This is a genomic window from Actinophytocola sp. (assembly GCF_036555685.1).
Classification (GTDB): Bacteria; Actinomycetota; Actinomycetes; order Mycobacteriales; family Pseudonocardiaceae; genus Actinophytocola.
In genome coordinates, this window is record NZ_DATBKY010000198.1 from 1 (window position 1) to 11,178 (window position 11,178).

At 73.6% G+C, this 11,178-nt stretch carries 14 protein-coding genes; 8 read left to right on the forward strand and 6 right to left on the reverse strand.

From position 1 onward, the window contains the following. The coding region (locus VH969_RS18770) for a zinc-dependent alcohol dehydrogenase (protein ID WP_331975918.1) at positions 1-677 on the reverse strand (677 nt) is incomplete at its 3' end. Positions 678-710: 33 nt separating this feature from the next. On the opposite strand from VH969_RS18770, the gene VH969_RS18775 reads away from it, so the two are divergent. Then, entirely contained in the window at positions 711-2,423 is a 1,713-nt protein-coding gene (locus tag VH969_RS18775; RefSeq protein WP_331975920.1) for an IlvD/Edd family dehydratase, read from the forward strand. Between the two features lie 3 nt (positions 2,424-2,426). On the opposite strand, the gene VH969_RS18780 is transcribed toward VH969_RS18775, so the two are convergent. The 3 genes from VH969_RS18780 to VH969_RS18790 are packed head-to-tail and all read right to left on the reverse strand — an operon-like array spanning position 2,427 to position 4,370. Further along, complete coding sequence (locus VH969_RS18780; RefSeq protein ID WP_331975922.1) at positions 2,427-3,287, reverse strand: hypothetical protein; 861 nt, start codon at positions 3,285-3,287, stop codon at positions 2,427-2,429. Further along, positions 3,284-3,877 (reverse strand): RNA polymerase sigma factor, encoded by a 594-nt coding sequence (locus VH969_RS18785; RefSeq protein ID WP_331975924.1) that lies wholly within the window; start codon positions 3,875-3,877, stop codon positions 3,284-3,286. Before VH969_RS18785 ends, VH969_RS18780 begins: the two co-directional genes overlap by 4 nt. 37 nt (positions 3,878-3,914) lie before the next feature. Further along, a complete protein-coding gene (locus VH969_RS18790; protein WP_331975926.1) occupies positions 3,915-4,370 on the reverse strand; it encodes a nuclear transport factor 2 family protein in 456 nt (151 codons plus the stop codon). Positions 4,371-4,443: 73 nt separating this feature from the next. On the opposite strand from VH969_RS18790, the gene VH969_RS18795 reads away from it, so the two are divergent. Next, positions 4,444-5,016: a TetR/AcrR family transcriptional regulator gene (locus VH969_RS18795; protein ID WP_331975928.1), complete on the forward strand. Its 573-nt coding sequence runs from the start codon at positions 4,444-4,446 to the stop codon at positions 5,014-5,016. A 4-nt stretch (positions 5,017-5,020) separates the two neighbouring features. Here the strand turns inward: VH969_RS18795 and VH969_RS18800 are convergent, their stop codons facing one another. Next, positions 5,021-5,605, reverse strand: a complete 585-nt coding sequence (locus VH969_RS18800) for an HSP18 transcriptional regulator (RefSeq protein WP_331975930.1) — start codon at positions 5,603-5,605, stop codon at positions 5,021-5,023. A gap of 105 nt (positions 5,606-5,710) precedes the next feature. On the opposite strand from VH969_RS18800, the gene VH969_RS18805 reads away from it, so the two are divergent. The 6 genes from VH969_RS18805 to VH969_RS18830 all read left to right on the forward strand — a co-directional run bounded on the left by VH969_RS18805 (position 5,711) and on the right by VH969_RS18830 (position 9,795). Beyond that, positions 5,711-6,142: an Hsp20/alpha crystallin family protein gene (locus tag VH969_RS18805; RefSeq protein ID WP_331975932.1), complete on the forward strand. Its 432-nt coding sequence runs from the start codon at positions 5,711-5,713 to the stop codon at positions 6,140-6,142. 168 nt (positions 6,143-6,310) lie between these two features. Next, positions 6,311-6,694, forward strand: coding sequence for a DUF6292 family protein (locus VH969_RS18810; protein ID WP_331975934.1), 384 nt, complete (start codon positions 6,311-6,313; stop codon positions 6,692-6,694). Positions 6,695-6,738: 44 nt separating this feature from the next. Continuing rightward, a complete protein-coding gene (locus VH969_RS18815) occupies positions 6,739-7,071 on the forward strand; it encodes a hypothetical protein (RefSeq protein ID WP_331975936.1) in 333 nt (110 codons plus the stop codon). Continuing rightward, positions 7,068-7,835, forward strand: coding sequence for an enoyl-CoA hydratase/isomerase family protein (locus tag VH969_RS18820; RefSeq protein WP_331975938.1), 768 nt, complete (start codon positions 7,068-7,070; stop codon positions 7,833-7,835). Before VH969_RS18815 ends, VH969_RS18820 begins: the two co-directional genes overlap by 4 nt. After that, positions 7,832-8,881 (forward strand): zinc-binding dehydrogenase, encoded by a 1,050-nt coding sequence (locus tag VH969_RS18825; protein WP_331975940.1) that lies wholly within the window; start codon positions 7,832-7,834, stop codon positions 8,879-8,881. Before VH969_RS18820 ends, VH969_RS18825 begins: the two co-directional genes overlap by 4 nt. Beyond that, entirely contained in the window at positions 8,878-9,795 is a 918-nt protein-coding gene (locus tag VH969_RS18830) for a patatin-like phospholipase family protein (protein ID WP_331975942.1), read from the forward strand. The genes VH969_RS18825 and VH969_RS18830 overlap by 4 nt, the downstream gene beginning before the upstream one ends. A 110-nt stretch (positions 9,796-9,905) precedes the next feature. Here VH969_RS18830 and VH969_RS18835 read toward each other — a convergent pair whose 3' ends face one another. Further along, positions 9,906-11,177 (reverse strand): NAD(P)/FAD-dependent oxidoreductase, encoded by a 1,272-nt coding sequence (locus tag VH969_RS18835; protein WP_331975944.1) that lies wholly within the window; start codon positions 11,175-11,177, stop codon positions 9,906-9,908. Position 11,178 lies beyond the last annotated feature (1 nt).

The window sequence follows — 11,178 nt, forward strand, 5'->3', positions numbered from 1 at the left end:
ACCGCGTCGAACGGCACCGACGGCAGCGAGTCGGTGGTCCAGGCCGGGAACCCCAGCGACCGCGCGAAGTCCAGCGAGGCGGGCTCGACCCCGACGAGGTGCACCTCCACCCCGTCCGCGGCCGCGAACAGCGCGCACAGCAGGCCGATCGTCCCCGGCCCCGACACGAGCAAGCGGGACGCGGGCAGCGCCGCCCCCACCGCGCGCACCGCGTTCGCACCCGGCTCGACGAGCGCGCCCAGCTCGGCGTCCACCGGTAGCTCGTGCAGTGCCCGCACCGGCACCGGCAGCCGCGTGGCGAGCGCCCCGGGCCAGCCGTTGCGGATGCCGATCTCGTGCCGGTCGGCGCACAGGTGCTGGCGCCCGCCGACGCAGCGCGCGCACCGCCCGCAGCCGAGCATCGTGTCGCCGGTGACCCGCCGGCCGACCCACCTACCGTCCACATCGGACCCGACAGCGCTGACCACGCCCGCCCACTCGTGCCCGATCCGCAACGGGTAGGCCGCCTCGCCGGAGTGCAGGTAGGTCATCTCGCCGGAGAAGAACTCCGCGTCCGTGCCGCACACGCCGCACCGCTCGACGTCAACCACGACCTCGCCCGGCCCGGCGACCGGGTCCGGCACCTCGCGGACCTCGGCACGTCCGGGACCGGTGATGATGAAGGCACGAGACGTCATGATTTTCCGGATCCTAGATCGGAAGGAGCGGCCATGCCCCTGCGCAGCGACGAGTGGTACGGCGGGCGGGATCGCAACGGCTTCATCCATCGCGCCTGGATGCGCCGCGGCGTTCCCGACGACGCGTTCGGTGGGCGGCCGCAGATCGCGATCGCCAACACCGCGTCCGACCTCACCCCGTGCAACAGCCACCTGAACGAGGTCGCCGACAGCGTGCGGCAGGGCGTCTGGGCCGCGGGCGGAATCCCGCTGAACCTCCCGGTCGTCTCCCTGGGCGAGACGAACGTGCGGCCGACCGCGATGCTCTGGCGCAACATGGCCGCGATGGCGACCGAGGAGATGCTGCGCGCCAACCCGATCGACGGCGTCGTGCTGCTCGGCGGCTGCGACAAGACGATCCCGTCGCTGCTGATGGCGGCCGCGTCGGTCGACCTGCCGGCGGTGGTCGTGCCCGGCGGCCCGATGCTCACGGGCACGTTCCGCGGCAGCCCGCTCGGCTGCGGCACCGACGTGTGGAAGCTGTCCGAGGAGGTCCGCGCGGGCACCATGGCGGGTGCGGACTTCCTGCGGTCGGAGTCCTCGATGATCCGCAGCCGCGGGCACTGCAACACGATGGGCACCGCGTCGACCATGGGCCTGCTCGCCGAGGCGCTCGGCACGACGCTGCCCGGCATCGCCGGCACCCCCGCCGCGGACAGCCGGCTCCTCGCCCGCGCGCACGAGACCGGCCGGCTCGCCGTGGCGATGGTCGAGCAGGACCGCACGCCGAGCCGGCTGCTGTCCGCGGGCTCGTTCCACAACGCGATCGTCGCGCTGGCCGCGCTCGGCGGGTCGACCAACGCGGTCGTGCACCTGCTCGCGATCGCCGGCCGGCTCGGCGTACCGCTGTCCCTCGACGACTTCGACCGCATCGGCGCGGACGTGCCGCTGCTCGTCGACCTGCAGCCGGCCGGCCGGTTCCTCATGGAGGACCTGCACCGCGCCGGCGGCCTGCACGCGGTGCTCGGCCAGGTGCGCGACCTGCTCGACCCGGCCGCGCTGACGGTCACCGGCCGCCCGTTGACCGACCACCTGACCGACACCGACATCTGGGACCCCGAGGTGATCCGTACCCGGGAGGCGCCACTGCGGCCGAACGCGGGAATCGCCGTGCTACGCGGAAACCTGGCGCCGGCCGGCGCGATCATCAAGCCGGCCGCGGCGTCCGGGCGCCTGCTCGCCCACCGCGGCCGCGCGCTGGTGTTCGACTCCGTCGAGGACCTGCACGCGCGCATCGACGACCCCGTGCTCGACGTCGACGCCGACTCCGTCCTCGTGCTGCGTGGCTGCGGGCCGCGCGGCTACCCGGGCATGCCCGAGGTCGCGAACCTGCCGCTGCCGCCGAAGCTGCTGCGGGCCGGCGTGCGCGACATGGTCCGCATCTGCGACGGGCGGATGAGCGGGACCGCCTACGGCACGGTCGTGCTGCACGTCGCCCCGGAGGCCGCGGCGGGCGGCCCGCTCGCGAAGATCCGCACCGGCGACGTGATCACGCTGGACGTGGCCGCCCGCCGCATCGACGTCGACCTCCCGGACGACGAGCTCGCCGCCCGCGAGCCGGCGCCGGCCATGGCGTCGGCACTGGCGCGACCACGCCGGGGCTGGGAGCAGCTCTACGTCAACACGGTGACCGGCGCGGACACCGGCGCCGACCTGGACTTCCTGGTCGGCGCCAGCGGCCACGCGGTCGCCCGCGAGTCGCACTGACCTTCAGCGCCACGGCACGGCGGGGTCGCAGAAGCGGTGGTCAGCGAGCGTCTCTTCCGGGATGACTGTCCCGCCGGGGATCTTGTGGCAGATGCTCATCGCACGCGCCAGGTGGACCGTGGCGATCTCCTCGCCCGCCGCGTCGTAGGCGGTGACCGTACCCATGGAGGTCGGTTCCCGGTCCCGCGCGGAGGCCGCGTACCGGATGCGGACGAGGTAGGTGCCGTTGGTGACCACGTCCTCTCCCGTTCTGCCGTCGACGGTGTAGACCACCCGGGCCACGTCCGAGGTGACCCGGCCGGCGACCATCTCCAGCCCGTCGGAAGGCGGCTGGCCCGGCCAGTCGGCGGCGACGATGCTGAACGCGTAGTCGACGCTCACCGGCCCCGGCAGCCAGTCGAGCGGGCCAACCGGAAGCAGCGAGTCCTGCATCGGATCGGCGGGATCGCTGCCGAGATGGCACCCGAAGACGCCCGCCGGCCCGTAGAGCAGCGCGAACCGGCCGGCACTGTCGTCGGCCACCCGGTACAGCTGCAGGTCGTCGTCGTGGGCTCGCCCGCGGCACTCGGTTTCGATCGACGTGCGCTGCCGCGGGCTCACCCCGGGCGGCCCTGGCTGCGGGCGCTCCCCCGCCGGAGTGGGCGGCGGGCTCACCGCCGGGCCGGGCTCCGCCGGGCGGCTGCCGGGCGCGGCGCCCCGCGGCCAGGCGAGGACCGCGACCAGCACGATCACGGCGAGGCCCGCCACCAGCGGCACGAGCCAGGCAGGCGGGTGCCGCCGGCCGATCTCGAGCTCCAGGCGGGCGCGGATGCGGGCGTGCGCGTGCGGGGGCAGGTCACGGGGTGGCGGAAGGGTCGTGTTCATGACTGCTCCAGGACGTTCACGGGGACGGTGACCGGGGCGGCGGCGAGCAGCCGCGACAGCCGGTCGCGGGCCTTGCTCACCCGGGCTCGCACGCTGCTCTCCGCGATGCCCAGCACGGCCGCGGCGTCCGAATAGGACACCCCGGACCAGATGCACAGCGCCAGCGCCTCCTGCTGCGCTCGCGGCAGCCGGCGCACGGCCGCGAGCACCTCGGCCATCCGCCGCTCGTCGTCCACCCGCGACGCGACGTCGTCCGCGTGGTCGGCGACGGCGTGCTCGGCCGGCACCCGGCCCGCGAGCCGCACCCGCCTGCCCAGCCCGCGCCGGTGGTTTCGGGTCACGTTCGTGGCCACGGCGAGGAGCCAGGGCAGCGCGGAGTCGTGCTCCAGCCGGACCGCGGCGCGTCTGCGCCAGGCTTGCAGGAACGTCGTCTGGGTCAGATCCTCGGCGGCCGACCACGACGCGGTCAGCCGGAAGCAGTGGTTGTAGACCGCCTTGGCATGCCGGTCGAACAGCATGCCGAAGGCGGCCCCGCTACCGGCCGCGGCGCGGTCCCACAGGTCGTTGTCGGGCGGGTCGTCGGTCGTCATGTCCTGGTTGTGTCCCCCAGCCACGACCGCGTTGCCCCTAGCGAAGCGGGAACTCCGTGCCCCGCTCGGACTCGGGCCGCGGGCCGAAGATACGCCGCTCGGACTCGTCGATGGGCACGTCGTTGATGCTCGCCTCGCGGCGGGCCATCAGGCCGTCCTCGGCGAACTCCCACAGCTCGTTGCCGTAGCAGCGGTACCACTGGCCGGCGGCGTCGTGGCACTCGTACTGGAACCGCACGCCGATGCGGTTGCCGTCGAAGGCCCAGAGGTTCTTGCGCAGGGCGTAGTCGCGCTCCCGCTCCCACTTCCGCGTCAGGAACCTCACGATCTCGTCGCGTCCGGTGACGAACGTGTCCCGGTTGCGCCACACCGAGTCCGGCGTGTAGGCCCGCGCGACCCGCTCCGGGTCGCGGGTGTTCCACGCGTCCTCGGCGGCCTGGACCTTCTGCAGCGCGGCCTCGCGGTCGAACGGTGGCAGCGGCGGGCGGTTCATCGGCGCCTCCTGGGAGAACAAGGGTTCTCCGGTAACGTAGAGAACGACCGTTCTCCGAGTCAAGGAGCCTGGCATGGACGCCGAGACCGCTTCCGCACGCAGCCTGGACGCGGCCGAGAAGCTGTTCTACGGCAACGGAATCCACGCGGTGGGCATGGCGGACGTCCGCGACGCGGCCGGGGTGTCGCTGAAGCGGCTGTACCAGCTGTTCCCGAGCAAGGAAACCCTGGTGACGGCGTCCCTGGCCCGCCGCGACGTACGCTGGCGCGGCCGGCTGGCAGCGCACGTGGCCGCGGTCGCCGACCCGGACGAGCGGCTGCTGGCGGTCTTCGACTGGCTGCACGAGTGGTTCGCCGAGCCGGGCTTCCGGGGCTGCGCGTGGGTCAACTCGTTCGGCGAGCTGGGTGCGGTCTCGCCGGCCGTCGCGGACGAGGCCCGCCGCCACAAGGCCGCGGTGCGCGAGTACCTGCGGGAGCTGGTCGCGGCCGCCGGCCGTCCACCCGCACTGGCCGACCATCTGTTCCTGCTCGCCGAAGGTGCGACGACGGTCGCGGCGATCTCTGGCTCCGCGGCCGCGGCCCAGCAGGCGAGGTCGGCCGCCGCCGCGCTCCTCGCCGCCGATCGGCGGCCCGCGAAGAAGCGCTGACCGTTCAGTCGCGGCGGTCCAGGGTGTCCTGGCGCACCTGGTCCGTCTGCCGGGTCAGCGTGTCGATCTGGTCGGCCAGGCCCGCGTGGTCCGCGCGCAGGTCCGCTTGCGCGGCGGCCAGCGGGGACAACAGCTCGGTCACGTCGTCGGCCGCCAGGGCGTCGTCCACGCGCGCCTGCGCGGCCGCGTCCAGGCCCGTCGCGGCGCTCACCTGACCCGCCAGCCGGCGCAGCGACGCCGAGTTCTCCCGCGCCCAGTTCGCGACCGCGCGGTCGCCCGCCCGCCTGTCCCGCTCCGCGCGCACCCGGCCCTCGCCGGTCCGCTCGCCGCTCGCCGACGGGCGCAGCCGCAGGTACCGCCGCTCCGCCGCCTGCCGGCTCGTCACCCCGAGCGCCGGCGCGATCCGGGCCCAGCTCGCGCCCTGCTCGCGGGCCGCGGCGATCAGCTCCGGCTCCCAGGCGGCGATCTCGTCCCGCAGGCGCCGCAACACCTCCAGCCCGGTCAGCACGTCGGCCGTGCCGCCGTCCCGGACGTCGTCCAGCACCGCCTGCACCAAGGCCAGCGCACGCGCCGTGGAGAGGTCGTCCATGACTTGTCATCCTTTCGACGACATTCCTCTTGTCATCGATTCGACGACATGTTACAACATTGCTGCGCGTTGACAGAACCCGACGAACCGAGGAGGTAGAGCACGATGTTGATGCGCACCGACCCGTTCCGCGAGCTGGACCGGTTCGCCCAGCAGGTGTTCGGCACCACCGGCACCTGGTCCCGGCCGACCGCGATGCCGATGGACGCATACCGCGCCGGCGACGAGTTCGTCGTCGCCTTCGACCTCCCCGGGGTCGATCCGGACGCCGTCGAGCTCGTCGTCGAGCGGAACGTGCTCACGGTCAAGGCGGAGCGCCGGCCGACCACCCCCAGCGACGTCGAGATGCAGGTCTCCGAACGTCCGCTCGGCGTGTTCTCCCGCCAGCTCTTCCTCGGCGACACCCTCGACAGCTCCCGCATCGATGCGAGCTACGAGTCCGGTGTGCTCACCCTGCGAATCCCGGTGCTCGAAGCGGCGAAGCCCCGCAAGATCTCGATCTCCGGTGGCGCGGATCGCAAGCAGATCAACGCCTGATCGAGCACCGGGGACCTCCGACACCCGTTCCTGCACGAACGGGTGTCGGAGGTTTCATTCTGGGTACACCCACGCACGGCTGTTCGTGCGGAGCATTGGAGGGACGAAGCGATGGAGCTCGAGCCTCGGAGCCGATCAATGCGCGGCCTTCGACGTTACGTGGGGTTGGTGACCGAGGCGCTCGGCTACACGGGTCAGGCTTTCCACGTGCAGACCGAGCCCCCGGCAACCGGCTACATCCCGCTCGACGGGCGGATCCCCGCCTTCCCCGGCCGGGACGTCGCACTCCTCTGGGACGAGCGGCACGGCTGGTGCGGCGCCATCGAGACCGCGTCCGGCGAGGACCTGATCGTCGTGTCCTACCTGGGCAGCGACGTCCTGCCGGCACCGCGGGTCGTGGCCCGCTTCGCCGCGGCGCTGGTCGCCGGCGACGGTCCCGGCCAGGCCGAGCCGCCCGCGTTCCGCAGCGTGGACGCCGACGACGACCTGGCGGACCGGCTCGCCGGCTACGGGCCGGAGCCCGACTTCACCGAGCTCGCGTCAGCGTCGTAGCTCCCGCACCATCTTTGTCAGACCCCTGGACAAAGATGCGGCTCATGATCCTGAGAACCTGGCGCGGCTGGACCTCCACGACGGAGGCGGCGGACGCCTACGAGAAGCTCCTGAACGGCACGATCGCCCCGGCGATCATGCGCCGCGGGATCGATGGCCTGCGCGACCTGTCGGTGTACCGCCGCCTGGACGGCTCGGGCGACACGGAGTTCCTGACGGTCATGACCTTCGACGGCTGGCAGGCGGTGGAGGAGTTCGCGGGCCCGGACGCGACGGCTTCGGTGGTCCCGCAACAGGCCCGGGAAATCCTCGCCCACCACGACGAACACTCACAGCACTACGAGCTCCTGGAACGCCACCTAGACTCGCGCGGGTGACGGATCTTCGGGTCGACGGTGGGCTGGCCGTGCTGACCATCGATGCCGGGCCGCTCAACCTATTCACGCTCGAGCTGCACGACGAGCTTCGCGCGGCGATCGACGGGCTCGCGCCGGACACGCGGGCCCTGCTCATCCGCGCGGAGGGAAAGGTCGTCAGCGGGGGTGTCGACGTCGCGTTGTTCGACGCGCAGGACGGACCCGACGACGCGAAGGGGCTCTTCGACCGGCTGCTCGAGCTTCCCGACAGCATCGCCGCGCTCGAGTTCCCGTCCGTGTTCGCCGCGCACGCGCTCTGCCTCACCTGGGCCTTCGAGGTCGCGCTCGCCTGCGACGTCATCCTCGCCGCCGAGTCGGCAGCCTTCGGGCTCGTCGAGCGGGTGGTCGGACTGACGCCGGCCATGGGCGGCACCCAGCGACTGGCCGCCCGCGCGGGTGCCGGGCGCGCCAAGGAGCTCGTCATGACCGGCGCCCGCTACCCCGCCGCAACGCTCGAGCGCTGGAACGTCGTCAACCGCGTCCTGCCCGACGCGACGTTCGACGACGACGCCCGCGCGTTCGCGAAGGACCTCGCCGACGGCCCGACCCGCGCGCACGCCGCCACCAAGCAGGTCCTCCGCCACTTCGAGCGAGGCGGTGTCGACGAGGCGAACCGGCACGTCAGTACGATCGCCGCCGACCTGTACCGCACCGAGGACACGCGGCGCGCCGTCCGGTCGTTCCTCGCCGACGGCCCGGGCAACGCCACGTTCACCGGACGATGAAGGAGAACCGGATGCTCGCCGGCCGGCTCGAGATCCCCACCCGGAAGTTCGAGGTCCGCGAGGTCCCGGTGCCCGAGCCGGGCCCCGGCCAGGTGCGGGTCCGCGTCCGCGCGGCGGGCGTCTGCCTGTCCGACGTGCACCTCATCGACGGCTCGCTCAGGCCGCCCTTCCTCGACGGTGACGAGGTCACGCTCGGCCACGAGGTCGCCGGCGAGATCGACACGATCGGGCCGGACGTCCCCGGGCCGTGGGAACCCGGCCAGCGCGTCACGCTCCAGGCCGGCGAGCGGTGCGGCGCCTGCGCCAACTGCCTGCGCTTCGGCCCGTGCCTCGCCGTCCGCACCCGGGGCGTCGACTACGACGGCGGCTGGGCCGAGTACGCGCTCGCGAGCCACCACACGCTCGTTCCCGTCCCCGACGAGATGCCGTTCGACCAGGCCGCCATCGTGCCGGACGCCGTGTCCACGCCGTGGGGCGCGATCACCGGACCCGGCCGCGCCGCCACGCCGGGCCGCCCGGCCGGCGTGTGGGGCGTCGGCGGGCTCGGCGCGCACGCCGTGCAGTTATTGCGGATCGTCGGTGCCGCGCCGATCGTCGCCGTGGACCCGCTGCCGGCCGCCCGCGAGCGCGCGCTCGAGTTCGGCGCGGACGCCGCGTTCGACCCGGCCGCACCGGACCTGCGGGACCTCGTGCTCGCGCTGACCGGCGGGCTCGACGTCGCCTACGACATGGCCGGCGTCGCCGCGGTCCGCGAGCAGGCGGTGCGCTGCCTCGGCCCCGGCGGGCGGCTCGTGCTCGTCGGCCTCACCCCGGAGCCGCTGACGATCACCGACAGCATCGGGCTCTCCTTCCGCGGCAAGCAGATCCTCGGCTCGTACGGCGGCGGCCCCGAGGCCGTCGAGCAACTGATCACGCTCGCCCGGTTCGGCCGACTGGACCTGCGGCGGTCCATTTCGGACACGTTGCCGCTGGCCGACGCGGCCGAGGCGGTCGCGCGTCTGGCCGCCAAGACGGGCAACCCGATCCGCCTGATCCTGGAGCCGTGACGCACCCGGTCGCGGCGCTGCTGTCGGTCCGCGCGGCGGCGGGCACGCGCGCGGACGGCGGCCGTCTGGCCCTGGTGGTCGAGGGCGGTGGCATGCGCGGCGTGGTGTCGGCGGCGATGACCGGCGCGATCGAGGACCTCGGGCTCACCGGCTGCTTCGACCTCGTGGCCGGCACGTCGGCCGGGGCGTTGAACGGCGCGGCGCTGCTCGCCGGCGTCGCCAACGGGTGCACCAGCGAGTACGCCGAGGGCTTCGCCGGGCGCGAGTTCATCAACCCCGCGCGGCTGCTGCTCGGCCGCCCGGCGGTGAACGTCGAGTTCGCGCTCGACTACAACTCCGCCGCGCTCGACGCCGACCGGCACGCCCGGGCGCTCGCGAGCGACGTCGCGCTGCACTGCGTGGCAACGGATGTGGCCACCGCGTCGCCGGCCGCACTGACCGGTCTGTCCACTCTGGACGAAATGCGCGCTGCGCTGCTCGCGACCAGCAGGCTGCCGTGGGTCGGCGGCCACCCGGTCGAGTTCCGCGGCCGCCGCTTCCTCGACGGCGGGCTGACCGAGCCGGTCCCGGTGCCGACCGCACTCGCCGCGGGTGCGACGCACGTGCTGGTGCTGCTCACGCGCGCGCTGGGCGTCCTGCCACCGTCCGGCGGCTTCGCCGACCGGATCGTCGAGCGCCGGCTGCGCGCGCTGAACCCGGAGCTGGTCACGGCCTACCGCACCCGCGACGCGAAGGTCCAGCGGATGCTGCGGTCGCTTACCGAGGTCGGCGAGTCCGGCCCGCCGTACGTCATGGTCGTCGCGCCGGACCGCGCGGCGCCGGAACCGTCCCGGCTCGAGCGCGACCGCGGCGTGCTCCGCGCGGCCGCCGAACAGGCACACCGGCGGACCGTCGAGTTGCTGACGACCGGATAGGTTTCACCGTCGGTTCACCGGCCCGGTGCCGGGCGCTCACCGGGCGGGACGATGCCGGCGTCGCCGATGAGAATCGTGGACACGTTGAGCCGTGGGTACGCGGCGTAATCTCAGACGTCGCGCGTCTCCAGCGGCACGGCCGCCGAGCGCACCAGTCCCAACTGGACGGTCTGGCGCCCGAGCACCGCGTCCTGCAGCCAGTCGATCGCCGTGCGGATGCGGTTGCCCGGCAAGGCGAGCAGGTGGTAGCCGCGGGTCACGGCCTTGGCCACCACGCCGGACAGCGGGATCTTCAACGGGTTGGCCGCCGCCTGCGCGCCGCCGAGATCGACCACGAACCCGAGGTCGTGGTGCTTGTACGGCCGCATCTTCCCGAAACCCAGCGACGCGGCCACGTTCCTGCCGGCCAGCACGCCCTGCCGCTGTGCGTGCTGGGCGGTCATCGCCGTCACCTCGCCCGGGCGGGTCAGGTCCGGCACCGCGGCCGCGTCCCCGCACGCGAAGACCTCCGGGTAGCCCGGCACCACCAGCGTCGGCTCGACCACCAGCCGGCCCTTCTGCGTCTCCAGCCCGATCTCGTCGACCAGCGGGTCCGGCCGCACGCCGACGCACCACACCAGCGTCCGCGACGGCACCCAGTCCCCGTTCGTCAGCTCGACGCCCTCGTGCTTGGCCACCTGAACCGACGTCCCCGTCAGCACCTCGACGCCCCGGCGCCGCAGCACCCGGTCCGCCGCGCGCGACAGCCGCCGGTCCAGCTCGGGCAGCACCCGCGGCGCCGTGTCGAGCAGCAGCCAGCGCACCTTCTGGTCGCGCAGCACGTGCTGGTGCTTCACGAGCGAGCTCGTGAGCAGCGGCCCCTGCGCGGCCACCTCGGTACCCGTGTAGCCGGCACCGACCACGACGAACGTGCACCGCGCGTCGCGCTCCGCCTGGTCGTCGGTGGCCGCCGCGATCTCGATCTGGCGGATCACGTGATCGCGCAGGTAGAGGGCCTCGGCGACGTTGCGGAAGCCGTGCGCGTGCTCGGCCACGCCCGGGATCGGCAGCAGCTTGTTCACGCTGCCGGCCGCCAGGATCAGCCGGTCGTAGCCGAGCTCGCGCACCTTCCCCTCGGGATCGGTGTAGGCGATCGTGCGGTTGGCCAGCGACACCGAGGTCACGTCCCCCTGCGCGAGCCGCACCCCGGGCAGCGCCGCCGGCAGCGACACCGTCACCCGCCGCGGGTCGATCACCGCCGCCGCCACCTCGGGCAGCAACGGCAGGTACAGGAAGTAGTCCGTCCGGTTGACGAGCACGATCTCGGCGCCGAGGTCGTGCGGGAGGGCCTTGCGCAGCGAGCGCGCGGCGTGGAAACCCGCGAAGCCGCCGCCGACGATCACG

Bases quoted from the DNA above. Each gene is read 5' to 3' on its own strand.
- VH969_RS18795 (WP_331975928.1), top strand. From the start codon at position 4,444: ATGGACGCCGAGACCGCTTCCGCACGCAGCCTGGACGCGGCCGAGAAG.
- VH969_RS18805 (WP_331975932.1), top strand. From the start codon at position 5,711: ATGTTGATGCGCACCGACCCGTTCCGCGAGCTGGACCGGTTCGCCCAG.
- VH969_RS18785 (WP_331975924.1), bottom strand. From the start codon at position 3,877: ATGACGACCGACGACCCGCCCGACAACGACCTGTGGGACCGCGCCGCG.
- VH969_RS18790 (WP_331975926.1), bottom strand. From the start codon at position 4,370: ATGAACCGCCCGCCGCTGCCACCGTTCGACCGCGAGGCCGCGCTGCAG.
- VH969_RS18775 (WP_331975920.1), top strand. From the start codon at position 711: ATGCCCCTGCGCAGCGACGAGTGGTACGGCGGGCGGGATCGCAACGGC.
- VH969_RS18815 (WP_331975936.1), top strand. From the start codon at position 6,739: ATGATCCTGAGAACCTGGCGCGGCTGGACCTCCACGACGGAGGCGGCG.
- VH969_RS18800 (WP_331975930.1), bottom strand. From the start codon at position 5,605: ATGGACGACCTCTCCACGGCGCGTGCGCTGGCCTTGGTGCAGGCGGTG.
- VH969_RS18825 (WP_331975940.1), top strand. From the start codon at position 7,832: ATGAAGGAGAACCGGATGCTCGCCGGCCGGCTCGAGATCCCCACCCGG.
- VH969_RS18780 (WP_331975922.1), bottom strand. From the start codon at position 3,287: ATGAACACGACCCTTCCGCCACCCCGTGACCTGCCCCCGCACGCGCAC.